Annotated in this window: 13 protein-coding genes; 3 read left to right on the top strand and 10 right to left on the bottom strand. The window is 45.3% G+C overall.

Features of this window, described 5'->3' with window-relative positions; all coding sequences use genetic code 11:
* Positions 1 to 486: 486 nt before the first annotated feature.
* The 3 genes from MKX34_RS12095 to MKX34_RS12085 form a co-directional block, all read right to left on the bottom strand.
* Positions 487 to 4107 carry a X2-like carbohydrate binding domain-containing protein gene (locus MKX34_RS12095; protein ID WP_339205411.1) on the bottom strand — a complete coding sequence of 1207 codons (3621 nt, stop codon included), beginning with the start codon at positions 4105 to 4107 and terminating at the stop codon, positions 487 to 489.
* Positions 4108 to 4458: 351 nt separating this feature from the next.
* Positions 4459 to 5217 (bottom strand): DUF6612 family protein, encoded by a 759-nt coding sequence (locus MKX34_RS12090; RefSeq protein WP_076106132.1) that lies wholly within the window; start codon positions 5215 to 5217, stop codon positions 4459 to 4461.
* A 218-nt stretch (positions 5218 to 5435) separates the two neighbouring features.
* Positions 5436 to 6677: a metallophosphoesterase family protein gene (locus MKX34_RS12085; protein WP_076106129.1), complete on the bottom strand. Its 1242-nt coding sequence runs from the start codon at positions 6675 to 6677 to the stop codon at positions 5436 to 5438.
* A gap of 226 nt (positions 6678 to 6903) precedes the next feature.
* Between MKX34_RS12085 and MKX34_RS12080 the strand changes: the two genes are divergently transcribed.
* The 3 genes from MKX34_RS12080 to MKX34_RS12070 are packed head-to-tail and all read left to right on the top strand — an operon-like array spanning position 6904 to position 10288.
* Positions 6904 to 7617: a polyphosphate polymerase domain-containing protein gene (locus MKX34_RS12080; RefSeq protein WP_076297103.1), complete on the top strand. Its 714-nt coding sequence runs from the start codon at positions 6904 to 6906 to the stop codon at positions 7615 to 7617.
* Between the two features lie 2 nt (positions 7618 to 7619).
* Positions 7620 to 8348: a DUF4956 domain-containing protein gene (locus MKX34_RS12075; protein WP_036683492.1), complete on the top strand. Its 729-nt coding sequence runs from the start codon at positions 7620 to 7622 to the stop codon at positions 8346 to 8348.
* Between the two features lie 29 nt (positions 8349 to 8377).
* Positions 8378 to 10288 (top strand): CotH kinase family protein, encoded by a 1911-nt coding sequence (locus tag MKX34_RS12070; RefSeq protein ID WP_038570060.1) that lies wholly within the window; start codon positions 8378 to 8380, stop codon positions 10286 to 10288.
* 112 nt (positions 10289 to 10400) lie between these two features.
* Here MKX34_RS12070 and MKX34_RS12065 read toward each other — a convergent pair whose 3' ends face one another.
* The 7 genes from MKX34_RS12065 to MKX34_RS12035 form a co-directional block, all read right to left on the bottom strand.
* Positions 10401 to 11042 carry a DUF1775 domain-containing protein gene (locus tag MKX34_RS12065; RefSeq protein WP_051491292.1) on the bottom strand — a complete coding sequence of 214 codons (642 nt, stop codon included), beginning with the start codon at positions 11040 to 11042 and terminating at the stop codon, positions 10401 to 10403.
* 63 nt (positions 11043 to 11105) lie between these two features.
* Positions 11106 to 11765, bottom strand: coding sequence for a response regulator transcription factor (locus MKX34_RS12060; RefSeq protein WP_038570057.1), 660 nt, complete (start codon positions 11763 to 11765; stop codon positions 11106 to 11108).
* Positions 11762 to 12580 (bottom strand): histidine kinase, encoded by an 819-nt coding sequence (locus MKX34_RS12055; RefSeq protein ID WP_076106124.1) that lies wholly within the window; start codon positions 12578 to 12580, stop codon positions 11762 to 11764. The genes MKX34_RS12060 and MKX34_RS12055 overlap by 4 nt, the downstream gene beginning before the upstream one ends.
* 241 nt (positions 12581 to 12821) lie before the next feature.
* A complete protein-coding gene (locus MKX34_RS12050) occupies positions 12822 to 13715 on the bottom strand; it encodes a hypothetical protein (RefSeq protein WP_076297104.1) in 894 nt (297 codons plus the stop codon).
* Between the two features lie 20 nt (positions 13716 to 13735).
* Positions 13736 to 14656, bottom strand: a complete 921-nt coding sequence (cysK, locus tag MKX34_RS12045; RefSeq protein ID WP_038570052.1) for a cysteine synthase A — start codon at positions 14654 to 14656, stop codon at positions 13736 to 13738.
* A gap of 147 nt (positions 14657 to 14803) precedes the next feature.
* Positions 14804 to 18724, bottom strand: a complete 3921-nt coding sequence (locus tag MKX34_RS12040) for a discoidin domain-containing protein (protein ID WP_081383995.1) — start codon at positions 18722 to 18724, stop codon at positions 14804 to 14806.
* Positions 18725 to 18991: 267 nt separating this feature from the next.
* Complete coding sequence (locus tag MKX34_RS12035; protein ID WP_076106118.1) at positions 18992 to 20686, bottom strand: methyl-accepting chemotaxis protein; 1695 nt, start codon at positions 20684 to 20686, stop codon at positions 18992 to 18994.
* Positions 20687 to 20736 lie beyond the last annotated feature (50 nt).

Raw genomic sequence — 20736 nt, 5'->3', positions numbered from 1 at the left:
ATGGTATGTCAGAACTACTTTTAAGTATCATTAGCTGGTTCTTACGTACCGTACAGGACGAAGTGAAGCGTTGATAGAATAATTGGGGAATTTCTCCCTAAAATTCTGAGTTTTCTGGTCATCCAACCAATAATTAGGGAAAACCTCCCTAATTATTAGCTAATTTACTGGCAAATAACGAATTCGCCTGATTTTTAGGGAGGTATTCCCTGATTTCGTTCATTTAAAGCAAATATCGGCTGTTTTCAGGGAGGTTTTCCCTAATTACTATATAGCCAACACTGTAGGAACCATAAATGCATCCGACATACCACATGCCTTCTCATAGCACGTACCACATGCCTTATAGAACGTTGCCACATAGTACACGCCTCTTAGAACGCACGTAGTACACCACAGTCTGTGGGTTAAAGTAAGAAGCTGCCCCAAAAGTAGAATTTTCTACTTTTAGGACAGCCTTTTCAGCATAACTATTAATGGAGATTCTTAGTTAGGTTCACTACCCCAGATCAGATTACCCGAGATATAGGCTGGCGCTTTTGTCCAATCTACAAAATTGGTATCAACCGCATTAAAGGAGTAATCTCCGGTTTGAGTGTAATTTGACCAATCCTCTTTAGCCACTCGCACTTGGATATCGATGCTCGCACCCGCAGCAAGTGAACCTGCTGCACTCGAGAATCCAAGCTCCAGATAATAATCCGCATCTGCTTTAGCCGTTGGCAGCTTCACAAACGTGCCCGTTACATTCGCGCTTCCAGCCTGTGACCAATCGCAGAAGAAGCTTTGTGCCTGCTCACCGTCAATTGTGTAATAATATCTTAATTTCACATCAGAAAGTGCAACAGCACTTGTGCTTGTATTCACCAGCTTAAACTTTGGATTTAGAGTATTTCCGGAAGCAGACACTGTACCGTTATACATCTGCACTTTCAGTGCTGCTGTAGGAGCTACTGACGTATCTGTGATGGTGACAACCAAGGATTGTGCGGCTCCTGCACTAAACTCAAAGGTCAGCGTTGTCGTTCCTACGGCTTGAGTTGCCAGATACTCCTTCTTGAGAGTGACTGTTGATCCACTTACCGTATAATCCGTTCCAGCTACGAGGGTTGCCGTTCCATTTTTGATCGCACTCAGCGTATTTCCGTTCAACGTCATAGTTACGGCGACGTCTGTCTGATTCGCTGTCTTCTTATCAAATCCGGCGCTTGTTGGCGTTATCGTGGAGTTGGATACTGGTGTTGTAGTATCCGTTACCGCTACCGCCAAGGATTGTGTGGCTCCAGCGCTAAAGCTGAACGTCAGCGTTGTCGTTCCTACCGCTTGTGTCGCTAAATACGTTTTTTTAATCGTCACTGTTGATCCACTTACCGTATAATCCGTTCCGGCTACAAGGGTTGCCGTTCCGTTCTTGATCGTGCTCAGCGTATTTCCGTTCAACGTCATAGTTACTGCAACGTCTGCTTGATTTGCTGTTTTCTTATCAAAACCTGCGCTGCTTGGGGTGATGGTCGAGTTGGATACTGGTGTTGTAGTATCCGTTACCGCTACCGCCAAAGATTGTGTAGCTCCAGCGCTAAAGCTAAACGTCAGCGTAGTCGTTCCTACCGCTTGTGTCGCTAAATACGCTTTTTTAATCGTCACTGTTGATCCACTTACCGTATAATCCGTTCCGGCTACAAGGGTTGCCGTTCCGTTCTTGATCGTGCTCAGTGTATTTCCGTTCAACGTCATAGTTACTGCAACGTCTGCTTGATTCGCTGTTTTCTTATCAAAGCTTGCAGTTATTGGCGTAATGGTCGAGCCTGTAGCTGGTGGATTTACAGGATCAGCATACAAGGTGCCTCGGCCATTCGTACCGAGATATACACGTCCATAGATTCTTGGATCCCCAGTAATCGCCATATTGATCTTAGCGTATTGGTGAGCATCGTCATTAATACGTACCCAAGTTGCGCCAACATCATCGGAACGGAAAACGCCCCTTACACCATCAATCTTCGCTACGGTGTACAATGCCATATAAGTTTGGCCCGGAGCAGCCTTACCATAACCAATAAGATCAGCTTCTTCTACATTCGTTAACTTCGTGAAGCTCGCACCTGAATTAGTGGAGTGCCATAGACCATATTTATTCTCAACCGTATTCCCTCCGGCGAACCAAATGTCGCCTTCAATACCTGGAACTGCCTTCATACTGATTTGGGCTTCATTCGGCTGTAATCCAGCCACATTATTGGTCGGGAAGCCCGAAGCTGCGGTGGCAGTAAATGTAGCTCCACCATCCACACTTACATAGAAAGTTCCTGCATAGAATCCATAATATTTGTTAGGATTCACGCGATCAGACGCTATCTTCGCCCCTGCCGGTAATCCTGCACTTGCTGTCCAAGAATTGCCTGAGGTTTTGGAGTAATAGACCCCAATATCTGAGGTGCTCCACAGAATGGAATTACCACTTGCAGAGACTGCCACTTGTCCATGGCCCACCGTTGTTTTGGTTCCATTTGAAGGCTCGGAGTTTGGCATATACCAGTTCACTCCACCATCGTTAGAGATACCAATGGACTTCATGCTTGGCGTTTTTTCTTTATCTGCACTGCCTACCCGCACCATATAGGACGGACTCAATTCAGCGTAGTCAATACTCATCGTTGTTGCCCATGAAGGACTGGTCTGGAATTTGGTTGGTGCTACCGACAAATCCTCATGACGGAAACCAGAAACGTCACCAAGTGCAGTGATCAAATGCGAAGTTCCAGTTGGCGGGCTAATTAGACCCAGCACTGCAGTTTCCTCCACACCTTTTGCCATGACTGAGATATTTACCTTGCCACCGGTATCCCATGAGGTCAAATTGTTCGAGCCATAAATTGTTGCTCCAGTGCCGTACATCATTCGATTCGAGTTAAATGGATCAATTTCCAAATCACCCATCATCCAGCCTAACTTCGGTGAAGGATCCAGGGATGTAGAAGTGGTTCCATGATCGAGCCATGGAGCGGCGGTGATATCCATACTGAACTTATAAGTCCGTTCTGGATAATTGCCCCAATCCCAAATGCGACTCCAAGTAGCGCCACCGTTGGTACTGCGGAAAATGACTTCATCAGGCCACCAGGCGTTTAAGCTGGATACCATCAATGTGTTAGGGTGCTGAGCATCCAGCGCCAATCCACCAAAGCCGTACCAATTATCTGTACCAGTCGTAGGACTGATATTGGTCCAAGCCCCACTAGTTTTGTTATATTTCCAAACTTCACCCTTACTACCATCATACGGTCCTACACCATTACTATAAGTAATATAGAGGTCGCCTGTGGATGACAGCTCGCCGTGATGTGGCAAGAAACCCGTAGGTTGTCCAGCCAGAGCTGTCCAGGTTACTCCACCATCTGTACTCCGATATACGCTGCTAGCCGTGTCGGCTACACCGACATAGATCGTTTGAGTAGCGTTGCCAAGTGTACCTGTACTCTTATCGAAAGTGATCCAAGACAATCCGACGAGATCATTCCCATAATCAAGTGTCGGATTCTGAATATACGTGCCTACATTTGGAAAAGAGGTTACCTTTGACCAAGTTACACCAGAGTCAATACTCTTCCAGAGACCGTTACCACTTCTAGCTCCAAAGTAGAGAATGTTGTTCTTATTGGGGTCGATGACTAGGCGTTCACCAGCGGAACGGCCCGGCATATTGCCACCTACTTTAAAAGGCAGTGGTGTGGTTTGCCAGGTGTTCCCCCGGTCATTAGAGCGCATAATCTGGCCATTATTATCCCAATGATTAGTATACGTACCCGTTGCCATGTAGACTTTATTAGGATCAATTGGGTCTGTAGCCAGAGCATCTACGCCATTCTTGTTCCAATCTACCCAGCCTACCGAGTCACTAATTGAGACCCAACTGGATGTAGCTTGATTCCAGCGATAGGCACCGCCAATATCTGTTCTGGCATAAATCAGATCCGGTTCAGTTTGATTAAAAATAATTCCGGGTACAAAGCCCCCGCCAGCTCCCGTTACAACGCTTTTCCAGGTGTAAGGTTCACTTGAGACTGCATGGGTAGTAGCTGGGAATGCAGAGAATAAAGAGCCTACCATCGCGCCAAGCAGGACCAAAAGTCCTGTTTTCCGGATACGGTTACGAATCACGTTTTACGCCTCCTACGATATAATTGGTTTGTTTATGCCTTCTTCTTACTCTATATCCCTGCTCCTCCCTCCCCCTTAATCCATACCTTTAGAACTTAGAATCCATTTTCTGATAACGCTTTCATTATAATGGTAAGGTTTTTCATTATCGAGAGAAAATGGTTATATTTTGCAGAAGATTGTCTCTAAAAATCGTACCATTTTCACACTTCAGGATACAATTTCACTAAATTTTGATCAAAAATAATTCTGTTGATAAAGAAAACCTCCGGAATAAATCCCAGAGGCTTTCTAATATAACTATTCTTCACTAGTATCTGCAGGCATAACAATCTCTTTTATACCATTAAAATGGCTGATATTTGTTTGCAAAGTGAGCACTGATTCTGAATCTAAGTTTTCTGATTTCAATGAAGTGAATATTTCCGCTTCCACTTTTTGCGGCAAATGTGTAGTTTTATCCAGCGTATATCTTAGTTTAATTTTGTCTGTTAAATTCTGTTTCATCAATTTGAGTGTTTCCTTACTCGCATCATTAGACGATATCTCCATCGAAAGTATGTATTCTTGTTCCTCTTCAGTAACAACGATCTCCTGAGAATCTATCTGGTACGTGTCTATATAATCGTACGGATCAATAAATCTTTGTACCATTTGTTTTTCTTTCACTGGAATATAATCGTCTTGCTTGATAAATAAATCATCCATTACCTTTGTATGATATTCAGTATCCGATATGTACTCTTCTCGTTCCTTCCCTTCCGCAGTCTCCGATTTTAGATATACGGTATAAGGATTTCTAACATAGTCGACATGAAATGAGACAGCGCTCGACCAATGTTTATCTTCACTTTTTTCCGATTTGCTTGATGTTTCTTCTTGTTTCTCCATTTCTATAGTGTAGCTCTCCTGCTTAGCCAGTTCACTCCGAGACATGCTGAGCAGCTCCTCTGCACGCTTATCTCCCTCTCCTTCAGCACCCGATTTAGTGTTCGTTGCACAACCTGTCAAACCTAACATACAAATGATACCGATAAAAACCATTTTTCTGATAAACATATTACTTCCCCTTCACTTCGAATGAAATCCAAATATAACTAAATCTATTTTATCATTATAAAGCTAACAGCTTATATGACGGAAAAGGTAGACATGTGAAAAAGCGTCTTATGGTGTACAGTTGCGCCGGGTTTGGTGCTTTGATGCAAATCAAAAAAATACCTCCCCCGCCTTTACAGCTGAGAAGGTATTTTAGTAATATTACCAATTCCCTTAGCTCAATGTGTCAGCACAAACTCATCCAGCAGCTTTCCATCCACATCATAGGCCTGATAGGTTAATGTATCCCCGGTAACGTTAATGCCGGCAAACATTTGCTTATTATTCTGAAAATGCACCGCGTGATAGAACTGATCTTCTTTTTTCTCGTTAAATTTCCCTCCAGAAGCGTTGGTCACAACATAGACTGTACCTCGTTTAGCATCTTTGGAAATCTCACCTTCTGGAACTTTTTTTCCGCCACGTAACGGGTAGGATCTGGAATATTCATGATTATGACCCTGCAGCACTAAGTCAACCTGATACGTATCAAAAATATCCGTCCAATCTTCAACTTTCTTATAGGAGTTCCCCCCGTAAGCCGGACGGTGCATCGCAACGATTTTCCATTTCTTGTCTGTGTTCTTCAGATCTTCCTTCAGCCATTCCGTTTGCTTTTTTAGATTGCTCTCTGTATTCAGTACCGTTACATGCACAGGTCCATAATCGAAGGAATACGAGGTGCCAGTAATTGAACCCTTCGCCCCATTATCCGGCAGGTTGAAGTGTGAAGTATAATACTTTGCATCCTCATCCACCTCATCATGATTGCCTGTTACCGGCATTAACGGAATCCCTGAAATCCAGCCCTGCACATTGCCAAAAAAATCATCCCAGCCTGCCGAATCCTCCGGATCCTCCGTCAAATCCCCGTTATGCACAATAAATTTGGCTTCAGGAAATGTCTGAAAAGCCTTGTTCAGTGTATTCCCCCACAGCTTAAAATCCTCTGCCGTTTCCCCTTGAGAATCCGTTACGTTGATAAAAGACACACTGTCCAGTCCATCTTCTTCCGTTGTAAATTCCGCTGCCGGACTCCATTCCCCTTCAACGCCACTACCCACTCTATAAGTATATAACGTCCCGGGTTCAAGACCCGTAGCTTCCACTTTATGAACACCTTTGGTGCCATTGTCTGTTTTGATGGAACTGCTTTTCGCTTCTACCCTTTGTACATCCGTATTTGCAAAAGAGGACACCTGTCCCTTTACAATCTCCAGAATGCCTGCTGCACTAGAATCACTTGTATACCAAGTAAACGCGCGGCTTGTGCTCGCGGCTCCCTTAAAGGTAGTCACGAGATCATACGGTGCTGGTGAATTTGCATCACTTCCGCTTTTCGATCGTTCCAACCCATAAGCCACTAAAATAACCACAATCACAAGCACTCCTAGGATTATGGCAAATTTATAGTCTCTCATCACGGTACCTCCTTATGAAAATTTCTCTCTAGCCTTCTAAATAAGATAGCCCCCTACAAAGTCAGAAGTCAAATCTGCACACGATTCTTTATACAGACTTTTGTTAACGCAGTGTAAAACATTCAGCAAACATTCAGTCTATTTTAAGTTAAGCATAAGGTCTGTCTCCTAGAATTAGTCAAGCAGGAAGGTTAGCCAGAGATAGAGAGAGAAACGAGGTGTGAAAATGAATAAGAAGCTTCAATTCCGGCATGAACTTAAATTTTTCATTAACTATCATCAATACCTTATATTACGCCAGCGATTGCAAAGCTTGATTGATAAAGATCAACACGCTAATGAGAGTGGAGAATACCACATTCGGAGTTTGTATTTTGACGATATCAACAACACGGCACTTGCAGACAAGCTCGGCGGTCTCAGAGAGCGGGCCAAATACCGGATTCGCATTTACAACATCCAAGACAACATCATTCACTTTGAGAAAAAAATTAAAATGGACGATTATATCGCCAAAATCAAAGAACCGCTAACACGTCAAATGTACGACGAGATTATGGCGGGCAACTACGAAGTGCTGAACGTCCCGGACAGTCCGCTGTTCATGGAGTTATACGATCAGATGCGCCATAACCTGCTGCGACCCAGGGTCATCGTGGATTATGTTCGCGAGCCTTATGTTTGCCACAACGGCAATGTGCGAATAACGTTCGATAAAGAATTACGTACGGGCCTGCATTCTACGGATATTTTCGATAAGGATTTGCATCCGATTCGGGCGATTGATGAGAACTTCATAATTTTTGAAGTGAAATTTGATGAGTATATTCCGGAGTACATTAAAATCGCTTTGCAGCTTGGGGGACTGAATAGGCAGTCCGCTTCAAAATACGTGATCTGCCGCAAATTCTTAAAAACTAACACTTGGGAGGATTATTGATTATGAATGCATCACTAGCACCGCTAGCAGCTACAACAACGACTACAGATACTACAAATAATTTTTCGGACATTATTAAAAACTCGGTGATCGACAATTTTGTATCTGATATTAGTATCTCCAAGATGCTGATTACCTTGGGCGTAGCTTTTCTGATCGGATACTTCATTTACCTGCTCTACAAACGTGTCTTTAGCGGTGTTTTATATTCCAAAAGCTTTAACGTCTCACTTATGGGCATGACCATGATTACAGCTACTGTCATTATTGCGATTAACTCTAACCTTGTGCTGTCCCTCGGTATGGTCGGCGCATTGTCCATCGTTCGTTTCAGAACACCAATCAAAGATCCAACTGATCTGATCTTCTTGTTCTGGGCAGCTGTAGCAGGGATTGTAACAGGCGCAGGATTTTTCACCTTGGCTATTATCGGTTCGATCATTATCGGCCTCATTTTGTTCCTGTTCATCAAACACTCTTCTATCGAAACGCCATATTTACTGGTCATTAACTGCGACAGTGATGAAAGTGAACGTGAAGTACACAGCCATATCACCAAATCCGTAAAACGTTACAATGTGAAGCAAAAAACAGTCTCCGCAAACAATATTGAATTGACGCTGGAGCTTCGTCTGGATGATAAAGTAGGCGGCTTTGTCAACACAGTCTCTGACCTAAAAGGTGTCAAAAATGCACTCTTGATCAGCTATAGCGGTGACTATGTATCTTAATTACAACGAGATGAAAGGCGGTGCCCCAGATGAAAACCAGAGGTAAGTCAATCCTGCTGAGTTTTTGCTGCCTGCTGCTGGTCATCGCCGTAGCCGGGTGTCAGAACGCAAGTCCGTCTGCAACAAATAATCCAACGTCTGATGCTCAAGACAAGGTCATTTCGAGCGATGAGAAAAAGCTAGACGAGCAGGTCTTTCCAAAAGATAAGGTAGTGGATGTCAAAATCACTTTGGACCCGGACGATTTTCAGGATATGCTGGATAATGCCAGTGCAGAAGAATATAAAATGGCTTCCGTAGAGTACAACGGTATGAAATACGATAATGTAGCTGTACGGACCAAAGGAAATCTCAGTCTCAGAAGCGTAGTACAGATGACAGACTCTGACCGCTACAGCTTCAAAATTTCTTTTGATGAGTATGTTAACCAGAATTTATTCGGCATTACTAAAATCAATCTTAATAATAATTACAGCGATGCTTCTTATATGCGTGAATTTCTGACCTATGAGCTCGCTGAAAGTGTCGGTCTCCCGACGCCGAAATATTCCTTCGTCAATGTGTATGTAAACGATGAACTGAAGGGTTTCTATCTTGCAGTAGAACAGATCGGTGATGCTTATCTGGAACGCAATTTCGGCAACACTTATGGTGCACTTTATAAAGGCATAATGACCGGTCAGGGCAGTGATTTGACTTGGCTGGGCGATGATCCAGCCCTCTATACTGGACTAGAAATGAAATCCGATAAGTCCAACGATGATATTCTTGTCGACATGCTGAATGAGCTAAATAACGGCACCGATTATGAAAAATACATCGACGTAGAGGAATCGCTGAAGTATATCGCTCTAAATGCGGTCACGGGTAATATGGACAGTTATTTAGGTGGAAATAAGCAGAATTATTACTTATATGAAGACGATGGAGTCTTCTCGATTCTACCGTGGGATTATAATATGGCTTTTGGCGGCATGGGAAGCGCAGATGTGTTAATTGACGAGCCTACCCAAGGTGCGTTGGCAGAACGCCCGCTGATTGCGAAACTACTCGCTAATGAGGAATACAAAACGAAATATCACGAAATTGTTAGTGAGATGATTACTGGCTATCTAGCGGACGATACGTTCCAGGCTCGGATTGATGAGCTGAACACGATGATTTCCAGCTATGTCAAAGCGGATCCATCCGCCTTCTACACTTTCGAACAGTATGAAAATGGGATAAAGGCTGTTGAGACCTTCATGTCGAACATGGCCACAAGTATCCAGCAGCAGCTCGACGGCACCATTCCTTCATCCGGTGACGGATCAGGAAGTGGTGGCGGCATGGGTGGTGGCATGGGCGGCGGTGGCTTTGGTGGCGGCGCTAAAAATGGTGCAGCTCAAGGCGCTGCGGGTGCTGGGCAGGCCACAGGTGCGGATGGCGCTACTGGTAATACTGGCGCAAACGCAGCTGCAGCAAATACCGGAGGGCAAGCGGCTACGGATGGACAGACTGCTCAGGGTGGTGCAGGTGGTGAGCCTGGTGCCATGGGCGGACCGGCTGTCCCTAATGCCGGCGATGGTCCTGGCAGTAACTCACAAGCAACTGCGGGTGGGCAGACTACACAAACAGGGCAAACTGCTCAAGACGGACAAAACAACACTAACGGCCAAGCTGCTCAAGGTGGATTTGACGGCGGCGCGGGTGGTGAGCCTGGAGCTATGGGCGGACCCGCTTTCCCTGAAGGCGGCGGAAATGGTCCTGGTGGTGGCGGCATGGGCGGCGGTGGCTTTGGTGGCGGTATGCCTGGTGGTATGGGCGGTGGCGACTTTGGTGGTGCTGGTACTATGCAGCAAAAAGGCAGCACGAGTGAAGCCATCACCACTGGCGTCGCCATCCTTCTCCTAATACTAACCGCTGCTTTCGTAACCTACTACAAACGCAAACGGCTGTAGAGCAGTAAAAAGTATCCTCATCAACAAATAATTCATGCAAGAAGCCTCCGTCGTTTATTGACGGAGGCTTCTTGCATGAACACTATATTCTTGTATCACAACTAGTTCCCGCTTACTCTTTCCGCCCGCGCAATATACTTATGGTTGCTATTAAAAAGGCTAGTAAAGAGATCCCTAATGCGATATAGACCATTGGGTTGACACTGGTTGAGTTGTTCTCGCTTTCCATGATGGCATTATGTTCTTCCATACTCATGCCATTGTCACTGGAACCGTGAGAATGTTCATTCCCACCGGAGGCTTGCACAATCGAAGTAATAGAATGCGGACTTTCTGTTCCTGCCTCACCAGACCACTGCACCAAGCTGCCATCGGCATAATGCTGATAAGCATCCCAAGCAATGTCACCTGCAGTATCAGGGTTCTTCGCTGTGAAATAGAAACGTTGGAATTGTCCTGCTTTAATTCCTTCTCCATTAGCTATCCAGCTAACTTTGTTCCCCTCAATGGTAACATCCCAGCCCGGTGTAGCCTCATATTGCTTGAACTCGGCACCTGCCGGGATACGTAGATCAACTTGTACAGTCGCTACATCTTTTTCTGAAGGGACTTTAAGTGTGTAAGTCTCCCATGCTCCGGTACTGGATTGTGCTGGTGCCACGGTTACGTGTGCGCTTGCCACGGCTGCGAACAACAGAAGTGTTGCAGCGGCTGGTGCGAATAGTGTCATTATTTTGCGAGATAATCTGTTCATAGTTAGAGTGCCTCTTTCCTTAAGTAATTTTATCATTTTTCACTTTCATCTCTATCCTCATAATTACCGCGGAAAATCACGTTTACGTGAAGCAAGCCCCTGCTCCAGAGCATAACGCGTCAGCTGCGTACGATTTTGGAGTTGAAGCTTTTGAAGGATGTTTTTCAGATGGTTTTTTACGGTATGCTCCGAAATCGACAGGCTTATGGCAATCTCTTTATTCGTCGATCCGGAAGACACACAGCTTAAAATCTCCTTCTCCCTTGCCGTCAATGACTCTCCTTCGTCCGTTACTGAAGGAACGGTAAATTCTTTCAGGATTTGAAAAGCCAGCTCCCGGCTTAGCGGTGCTTCTTCATTCACAATGGCTTGCAAATATTCAATCCAGGTGGAAGGTGCCAGATTCTTCAATAAGTACCCTTGTGCACCTTGCTTCAGCGCTTCGAGGAGGTGGGAAATTTCGTCCGATACCGTAACGATAACGATTTTGACATAGGGATATTCCTGCTTGATCCGGCGAGTAGTCTCCAGCCCGTCCATCTCCGGCATCTGAATGTCGATAAGAATGAGATCAGGCATCCACTGGGCCGTGAACGCGATCGCCTCAGGACCACTCTCCACTACACCAATGACCTCAAAACTATCATCCATGGACAAAATCTCACACATCGCCTCACGCGCATGCGCATGATCATCCACAACCAAAACCCGGTACCGGCTCATAAACTTCCCCCTCCTTTCGTAATTTCCACATTTGTCCCCGTATTGCCGGAGCTCACCTGAAGCTTCCAACCCATTCCTTCGACACGTTCCTTCATGATCTGAAGGCCGTAACTTCCGTTTACCTCAAAAGGGTCATGCTGAAATCCTTCGCCATTGTCGACAATCGCCACGCTCCAGTTTTTCTCAGTGCCTGCACCCGTGATAGAAACCTTCGCCGCTCTTGTATGCTTACGCACATTAATAATAGCCTCTCGGATACAAGATAGTAGCTCTGCTTTTTCCGAAGGAGAGAGGGCTTCATCCTGTAGACTCCAATCCAAGGAAACTTCAATCATAATCTCGTTAGCCATTTGAGCAAGCTGATCTTTAACCGACTGTTCCAATGAAAAAGAGTGCTGCTCAGACACTGGTACCTTCAGATTAGCGATCGCCTGCCGAACATAACGGTTCACCTCGTGGACGGTCTTTTTGATCTGATCCACATTTTCTTCGCTGACTTCCCCATTCCTGCGGCTTGCTTCCAAACGATCTATTTTGACAGATAAAAGAAATAAAGATTGCGCCATCCCATCATGCAGTTCCTTAGCTAGCCCTTCCCGGGCTTTCATTGCCTCTTTGAGCGCACGTTCCTGCTCCAGCTCCCGCTGATTCCGCTCCATAAGCGAAAACATAGGGACGAGCAATACAAGAGTGAACAAAAATACGAGAACAGGTGTCAAATAATTCCCCAGATCCATCGAAATATAAGGCATTAGAAACTGATGGCGCACGACCTCCCAGATCCCTACCATTAGCGTTGGCAGTAACAGGATCATGTACTTGATTCGGTTATACGTTGCTGTCCCCTCCCGTACATCTTATGATTAACAATATCACCGTCACAATTCTGCTACATGACTCGATCGGGCTATTTAAAGTTCTTATTGTTACAAATTTAAGTATTTTAAAAAATTAATGCTATCCTTCATAATATTATAAGCAATATATAGTGAAAATTTATACTTTCTTATATTGTAGCAAAAAAAAGATACATCCTTCGATGTATCTGCATCCCAGTTATAGTGGTGATGTGTAGCGTCCGTATTGAATGTCCATTTCTTTAAAAACATCTCCCTCTTTTTTCAGGAAAAATGTATTTACGCCTTCCGCTCCCCACCACTCCATACCGAGTAATGGGCCTTCAGCGGTTTCCGCCGCAAAAAGAATAGAGAACATCTCTGGTATGACTTCCCCACCATCATCCACTCTCCAGACGGAAAATTCATCGCCTTGAATGACAGCCGGATAATCCATAAAGGTAAGCCCGACCTTGTCTTCCAGCACGAGACTGAATAACATATCCTGATCCTGCCTAATGAATTGAACGAGATACAGCTGCCGTTCACCAGACAGGTCAGCAAGTTTCCAAATATGCTCTACTTCACGATTTTTTGCAGAAACAATATTCTGCCGCACATTTTCTGCAACATTTAGCGAGGCTTGCTTAACCTCCGTAGGCTTAACAGAGATTAGCGCATTCGTATTAAACTCTGCCTGATCCGTCAGGTAATAGGTCTCATCAGGAGTCGCATTCCCCTCTTCAACCGTATAAAGATACCCTGGCAGATTCACAAAATTGTGAGCCATCTCCCGGCCATTACTGTTCTCCGTACCCTCCTGCCATTTATTCAACTTCACTTTTAGCACTTGCCCATGATCGCCGATCGCCTCATTCAATTGTTGCATTTGCGCATCCAGCCCTTTTTCCTGCCCGGTGACTAAGATGCTCTTGCCAGACTCATCTGCAAAACCAAAATTCTCCTTCAGCTTTCCAGCTTCCAGATAAGTTGCTGGCTGCTGCATGCTTGCCGTTGGTGTTGGCTCTGCACTTGGAGAAGGGGTTGGCTTGTTAGAGCCTGAGCAGCCCGCCAGCAGTAGAACAATAAGAAAACTCACACTGAGCTTATTCATTCCCATTCCTCCAGACGAAACTAAAATATTCCCATACTAAGATACCGTTCCCCTGTGTCAGGTGCAATGCAAAGCACGCGTTTGCCAGCCCCAAGACGACGCGCTTCCTGCAACGCCGCCCATACAGTGGCACCACCGGATGGACCCAGCAGAATTCCTTCTTTTGCAGCCAGCCTTCTTACCGTCTCCAAGGCAGCTTCATCCGCGACCTGAACGATGTCATCGTAGACCTGTGTATTCAAAATTGCGGGCACAAAGCCCGGACTCGTTCCTACCAGCTTATGTGGTCCTGGCTTTCCTCCAGATAATACGGGCGAGCCTTGCGGCTCAACCACAAGAATCCGGATATCAGGTAGATGCTCACGCAAAACCTCACCGGTTCCAGTTATCGTGCCCCCAGTTCCTGATGAAGCAACAAACACATCCAGCTTACCTTCCATTTGCTCCAAGATTTCCAGAGCGGTCGTTGTCCGGTGAATATCAGGGTTGGCTTTGTTCTCGAATTGCTGTGGAATAAAACTGTTCTCCACTTCTTTTCCCAGCTCAATCGCTTTTGCTATAGCTCCCGGCATCCGTTCTGCTGCCGGCGTCAGCACAACATCCGCACCATAAGCCTTTAGAATATTGATTCGTTCCTTGGTCATATTATCAGGCATGACAAGAATCGCTTTATACCCTTTTGCCGCGGCATTCATCGCTAATCCTATCCCTGTATTTCCACTAGTCGGCTCAATGATCGTCCCGCCCGGCTTCAACAAACCTGCTAGCTCGGCTTGCAGGATTAGATTATAAGCTGCCCGGTCTTTTACACTGCCACTTGGATTAAAAAGCTCCAGCTTCACATATAGTTCTGCATCTTGGGGGCTAGTCAGCCGATTTAATCTTACAACCGGTGTATTCCCAATCAGCTCTGTTATATTGTTAACCACTAAGGATGTCATTTTAGAGCCTCCTTCATTTCTGTACCTTCCATTATTGTAACGTGAGCAGCACCTCCTGTCGATTCAGAACCCTTGGTTTCTGCAACCTGAAAACAACCGCCCCCCACGAAAGCGGGAGACGGCTGTTCAGTATTGGCAGCTTTATTTTTACGGATTAACGTTAATCGTAAAAGTAGACGTATTATTTTTAATATTCGTTACCGTGTTGGTAATTTTCAGATTGTTAAAGGTGGCTGACCCTCTGGCAGGACCTTGCCCAGCCTCAGCCGCTTCATTTACCCAGATGCCCACTCCGGATTTGCTGTCAAAAGCATCTCCACTCTTTTGCGCACCGGAAATTGTGACATTCGTGAAGATGGTATCTGTCACTGGGAACTGCGGCGCGGAGCCGACATAGTTGGTCTGGAACATGATACCATGATAGGTTGGATCAATGATATCCACATCACTGACACGAATGCCTTGGAATACCTTAGAGGCTGAGAATACCCAGATTGCCGGGAAGGTCTGTGCCCCCCAGAAATGTCCACCTGCACGAACAATGGAAATATTCTCAAAATTCGTTGTCGGTGAAGCGCCAAAGCCGTTCATTGGATACCCGAAGTCAAGTGAGCTGATCGTAATTCCAGAATAGCAAAGCGTGTCGGCAATATAAATGTTGCGGAAGGTATTGGCATATCCGCCATAGACGGCTACACCTGCTGCCCGCCAGGTTAAGATTGAAGTGAGATTCTCATAAATATTATCCTTCATATCTGCACCACCGGAATCAATAGCCGAAAACAATGCAAAGCTATCATCCCCTGTAGCCCGTGCCTCAATATTGGATACGAGATTATTCGTGCTGCCATTCGTCATATTGATGCCGTCAGCGAAGGTGTTGCGGATACGGGAGTTTTTGATCACCATGTAATCCGTATTAGCTCCCCAGTACATACACACCTGATGTTCGGTCCAGATGTTATCGATCGTAATATTTGCCACATTGGAGAAATCAAATACTTTACCCGGACCATCAATACGTGATGTGTAGTTCCCAAAGTAAGCAAAATTCGCAAAAGTAGAGCCATTAGCAGTATCGCTTGCCCGGAAACCGATATCCGTATTCTCCTGATTCGTTGGAGCGTAGAATCTCGTATACCATGGGCCTGCACCAATGATCTTCACTGCTTTTCCATAGACCTGAAATTTACTGGAGGTCTGATAGTTACCTGCTGGCAAATACACACCTACGAGATTTCCGGTCGTATCCATGCGTACTTTATCTAGCGCATTTTGCACATCCTGATGTGTAAAGCCGGCTGGGACCGTATATTTGGCCGGATCTGGATTGGCAATTGGTGAAACCTGCTCCAGACTGATGAAATCAATGGCATACTGCGAGGTATTTGCCACATCCTTTTGCAGTCGAATCGTACTACCTTTCGGAATCGTGCTGTCGAACATAATGTTGGCTTCATCATAAATATGCCGCGGAGAGCCCGCGCTTGGTGAATTGCCGGGACTTATCTCTGAACCGTACAGCCATGCATATTTAGAGGTCAGATTAATCGCCTTGGTATAAACTCCGTTCACATAGATGTTCAGTGTAGCATTCGTACCGTCTCCACTCGCCGAATCTGGAATCGAGAAGCGGGTGACCAGTGTATTAGTGTCAGCCTTAGTAGTGAATTCTACATAACTGCCTGTAGTATTCAGTGTAACTGCTCTTCTGCCTGAAGCCTCACCCGCAAGATCTCCAATGGTCCGATTAGCAGTAAGCTTCACAGCCCCGCCACCAATCACGCCCTCCTCAGCCTCATACATGTCGTAAGGCATATTGGCTCCACGACCTACAAAAAGAGACTGTGTTTGAATATTGTTGGCTTGTTTAACTGGCAGCTCATTAGTGTCTACGGCAATTTCGGTCTTCACAGTATATTTGCCATTAGCTGCTGTCCAAGTGCCAAGGCTAACAGGAGGCGCTGTTACTCCACTGCCAATCACGCCGTTATAGGTTCCAGTTAAGGTTTGGAGTACAGCATTCGTAGTAGCATCCAGAACCTTCAGGGTTATGTTATGCGCACCCCCTGCGGATGCTGCCGTCCCTTGATTCTTGATTGCCACCGAGAAGCTGACCACATTGCCGCCTGCTGGATTGCTTGGTGTCCAGCTAACTGGGGAAGCTACTAGATCAGAACTGGATACGGGAGCAATAATAAGAGAATTTGGACTAGTGAAGCTGTTATTGCCTTCGTTCAATTCAATAACCGTATTATTCTCGTCAACCTTTGCAGTTAAAGTATAGGTAGCTGCATCCTTTACGCCCATATTTAAAGTGACGTTCGTAGATGCGCCAGCCGCTAATGCCCCCACTGGGCTAGTACCTACAAGTGTGCTGCCCAAGTAGAAATTTACATTAGTCGCTGTGGAAGCTAATGTTCCAATATTTTTTACCGTTGCATTTAAAGTAATGGCATTGGTCTCTACTGGAGCTGAAGGTGACCATGTAAGACCGGTTATCGCCAAATCCGGATTAGCAGCTGGTGCACCCATCACTTGGAATTCAGCGATTTGTCCAGCGGTTGAACCAGTATTGGTGGTAATCTTCAACTGTACTTCACTAGCCGTGGCCGTTACCGGAATAGTGACCGTATTGCCGGTTGCCGGATTAAAAGTATACACGGTTGCTGGCACAAGACTAGTAAAGGCTGTTGTATTCTGATTATGCCCAAGCACTTGAATAGTCTGAGTACGTGTGGACCAGGCTGATGATGGATTCAGTTTGAGGACAATGGATGTAATATCGGCATTACTACCCAGGTTTACAGATAATGTATTGGGATAACTTCCTCCTGCTCCTTCCCAGTAAGTAGTTACATCACCGTCATTCGCATTTGCAGGAACAAAGGTAAAGACGGAAGAGGAAGCGTTGATGCTTTTGTTCAAAGCCAGATTGGAACCCGCCCCAGGCGTTGGTGTAACTGTTGGTGTCTGGGTCGGTGTTACCGTTGGAGTTGGTGTAGGTGTTACTGTCGGTGTTGGCGTAGGAGTTACCGTCGGTGTCGGTGTTGGTGTTACCGTTGGAGTTGAGGTAGGTGTTGCCGTTGGTGTTGGAGTTGCCGTTGGTGTTGGAGTTGCCGTCGGCGTTGGTGTTGTCGCAGAAGCTGGAGTGACGTTCAAATTATCTAGATTCACATTTCCAGTGTCTCCTGTATCGTACTTATAAGTAATCGTGTTAGCGCCAGCATTCAGAGCCAGCGTCTCAATCTTTGTTGACCACGTATTCCAATTGGCCAGATTCGCAAGTGAGGTTTGCTTAATTTTAGTTCCATTCACATAAACACTAATGGTTTTTGTACTGCCTGATGCATTTGAAAATCTTAATGTAGCATCATAGTTACCAGCAGAAGCTACATTAACACTAAATGCAGTTGCAGCACCTTGATTTAGGTAACCATCAACAAATCCTGTACCTGTATAACCTGTATGATCCGTGTTAACCTTGGCACCACCGGATAATGCGGCATTCTCCGCTTCATATCCTGAGGATGGAGTTGTAGTTGTATTACCATGAACCTCAAATTCCGCTAACTGTGCTGCTGGCCAGACCGTATTGGATGTGAAATTCAGTTTAACATATCTGACATTCGCAGCTGTAAAGCTGATGGTCACTGTATTGGAATCACTCGTTGGATTAAATGTATAATTGGCGGAATCTACTAAGTTATTGTAAGCTGCATCATCTGTACTCCCTTGCACCGCTAACGTTTGAGTTCTTGTTTCCCAATTCGTAGGCAGCTTTAACACAACCTGATTCACGCTGCTTGCTGCCCCTAAATCCACTTTAATCCATTGTGGAAAAACACCGCTTGCGCTCTCCCAATACGTTCCTTGGCTGCCGTCATTAGCATTGGCTGCTACGTATACATCACCGAACGAGCTTGAAGTAATAGTCTTCCCTTGGGCTAAATTCCCCGCAGCTAAACTCACCGAGGGATATAATCCTAACTGACCTACAAATAATATAACAATCAAACAATAAAGTACTGCCGTCTTCCCGGTAAATCTTTTAGAAGCTGCTATCATTGAATAACCACCTTCCAAAATTTTGTGGAGCTATACAGCAGAAAGGATGCGCTTTCAAAACAGTAGTTTTATAGACATTCGCCTCCTACATTTGAAATGATGGATTACGGATACAAGCTAACTAATAACGCTAATAATATAAGTTATACGTAGATGGCCGTCGATGGCAATTTCTATGCTTTGTATGTGGGATATTACGTTCAACAAAAAAAAGCCCCGGAGAGGACAAGGGGACTATATTGCCCCTTAACTCTCCGAAGCTTCATGTTATACATTAAATCTAGCTACCAACCCTTGCAGTCCATGCGCCATTGTACTTAATTCACTTGCAGAGAATGCAATTTGTTCGACCGAAGCCATTTGCTCTTGTGAGGCTGCTGACACATGCTGAGTACTCGCAGCGGTTGTTTCCGAGATTTGCGTAACGTTACGAATTGACTCTACAATCTCATCCGCAGCCGCCGTAATCTCCTCCACGGCTCCAGATACTTCCTGAACCTGTTCGGCGAGTGAATCTATAGATAATCGAATCTCACCGAAGGAACGTCCCGCTTCCTCGATAATCTCCGTACCTCCCTTTACTTCACGCATGCTGCTCATCATCACCTTCATGGCATCATCTGCTTCACTTTGGATCCCAGTCGCCATTTCTGCAATTTGATTGGCGGATTCCGCGGACTGCTCTGCCAGCTTACGGACCTGATCGGCAACCACAGCAAAACCTCTACCTTGCTCACCAGCACGAGCTGCCTCAATCGTCGCATTTAGGGCCAGCATATTCGTCTGCGAAGCGATTCCTTTTATGACTCCTACAATACTGCCAATCTCCTGAGATCGATTCACAAAACCTTGGACTTGCTGTGATAAAGATTGTATGGAGTGATTAATCGATTCCATTTGCTGCCCAGCGGCCTGAAGGGATTCATCTCCTGTAATGGCAAATGCCGCAGAGCGATGGGAGGCTTCCGAGATGTCCTGGACACTGGCAGCAATTTGGCCGATTCCTAGTGATATTTCTGAGATTGTAATCGTATTGGTCTGCAAATCATTCATCTGTTTGGCTGTTCCGGAAGCGATTTCACCCATAAAATCCGATATTCGTTCTGTGGCGCCTGCCGTCACTCCACTATCTGACCTAAGCTTTGTAGAGGAATTCGCGAGACTATTTGCCGATAACTTCACCTGTTCAATCATCGTGCCCAGATTATCTGTCATTTTATTAAAGTTAAACGCCAGTTCACCAATCTCATCTTTAGAACGAACACTTAACTTGCGCGTAAGATCGGCATCCCCATCTGCAATTTCCTTCAACTGCGTGTTCACATCACGAAGCGGTTTAATAATTCGTCCAGAAATTAGCAGCGCAAGGATCACCGCGAGCACTACCGACAATCCGGTCACACCAAAGCTAGTAATCAAAGCGTTATTACGATGCGAATTTGCCAGGCTTTGTCCATTCTCTATTTCCTCCATGAGCATGTTCTGAAACACAATCTGAGATTCTATCATAGCGTCTAATGATAGGTCCGTGAATTTCTTTTGCGCTTCCGGGAAGTTGCCTTCCTTAGCTAAAGCAAAAGCTTCCTTCAGAACGATCAAATAATCATTCCATTTGCTCTTCAGCTCAGTTACACCCTTTAACTCAGCTTCACTTAATCGGGCACTCTCCAGCTCTGTAATAGCATTTTCAATCAATGGGAGCATTTCTTCATACTGCGCCAGATAGGAATTCCGCTCATCATCTGTGTTGCTCATCACATAACGAGCACCCAGCTCATCTGCGGTACGAATCTTATCCGTTAAGCCTTGAACAAGTGACAGCTTGTCCCAGTTACGATTAACCTGATCTGTCAATTGGGTAACCTTCCCCTGAAACAATGTGTTTCCGGCTATCGCCACTAGAAAGACTATAATCACAGCAGTAAATCCTAAGACTATTTTCCCACGGATACTTTTCACCATCGTTTTTCCTCATCTCTATATGTATGTAGGTCTATTTGGTACTTTTATCC

Source organism: Paenibacillus sp. FSL R5-0636, assembly GCF_037974255.1.
In the GTDB taxonomy this organism is placed as follows: domain Bacteria; phylum Bacillota; class Bacilli; order Paenibacillales; family Paenibacillaceae; genus Paenibacillus_AQ; species Paenibacillus_AQ odorifer.
This window is presented reverse-complemented; position numbering and strand designations above follow the sequence as displayed.

What these genes read in the sequence shown, in the direction of transcription:
- MKX34_RS12095 (WP_339205411.1), bottom strand. Translation starts at nt 4,107, where the DNA reads ATGGTAGGCTCTTTATTCTCTGCATTCCCAGCTACTACCCATGCAGTC.
- MKX34_RS12090 (WP_076106132.1), bottom strand. Translation starts at nt 5,217, where the DNA reads ATGTTTATCAGAAAAATGGTTTTTATCGGTATCATTTGTATGTTAGGT.
- MKX34_RS12085 (WP_076106129.1), bottom strand. Translation starts at nt 6,677, where the DNA reads ATGAGAGACTATAAATTTGCCATAATCCTAGGAGTGCTTGTGATTGTG.
- MKX34_RS12080 (WP_076297103.1), top strand. Translation starts at nt 6,904, where the DNA reads ATGAATAAGAAGCTTCAATTCCGGCATGAACTTAAATTTTTCATTAAC.
- MKX34_RS12075 (WP_036683492.1), top strand. Translation starts at nt 7,620, where the DNA reads ATGAATGCATCACTAGCACCGCTAGCAGCTACAACAACGACTACAGAT.
- MKX34_RS12070 (WP_038570060.1), top strand. Translation starts at nt 8,378, where the DNA reads ATGAAAACCAGAGGTAAGTCAATCCTGCTGAGTTTTTGCTGCCTGCTG.
- MKX34_RS12065 (WP_051491292.1), bottom strand. Translation starts at nt 11,042, where the DNA reads ATGAACAGATTATCTCGCAAAATAATGACACTATTCGCACCAGCCGCT.
- MKX34_RS12060 (WP_038570057.1), bottom strand. Translation starts at nt 11,765, where the DNA reads ATGAGCCGGTACCGGGTTTTGGTTGTGGATGATCATGCGCATGCGCGT.
- MKX34_RS12055 (WP_076106124.1), bottom strand. Translation starts at nt 12,580, where the DNA reads ATGATCCTGTTACTGCCAACGCTAATGGTAGGGATCTGGGAGGTCGTG.
- MKX34_RS12050 (WP_076297104.1), bottom strand. Translation starts at nt 13,715, where the DNA reads ATGAATAAGCTCAGTGTGAGTTTTCTTATTGTTCTACTGCTGGCGGGC.
- cysK (WP_038570052.1), bottom strand. Translation starts at nt 14,656, where the DNA reads ATGACATCCTTAGTGGTTAACAATATAACAGAGCTGATTGGGAATACA.
- MKX34_RS12040 (WP_081383995.1), bottom strand. Translation starts at nt 18,724, where the DNA reads ATGATAGCAGCTTCTAAAAGATTTACCGGGAAGACGGCAGTACTTTAT.
- MKX34_RS12035 (WP_076106118.1), bottom strand. Translation starts at nt 20,686, where the DNA reads ATGGTGAAAAGTATCCGTGGGAAAATAGTCTTAGGATTTACTGCTGTG.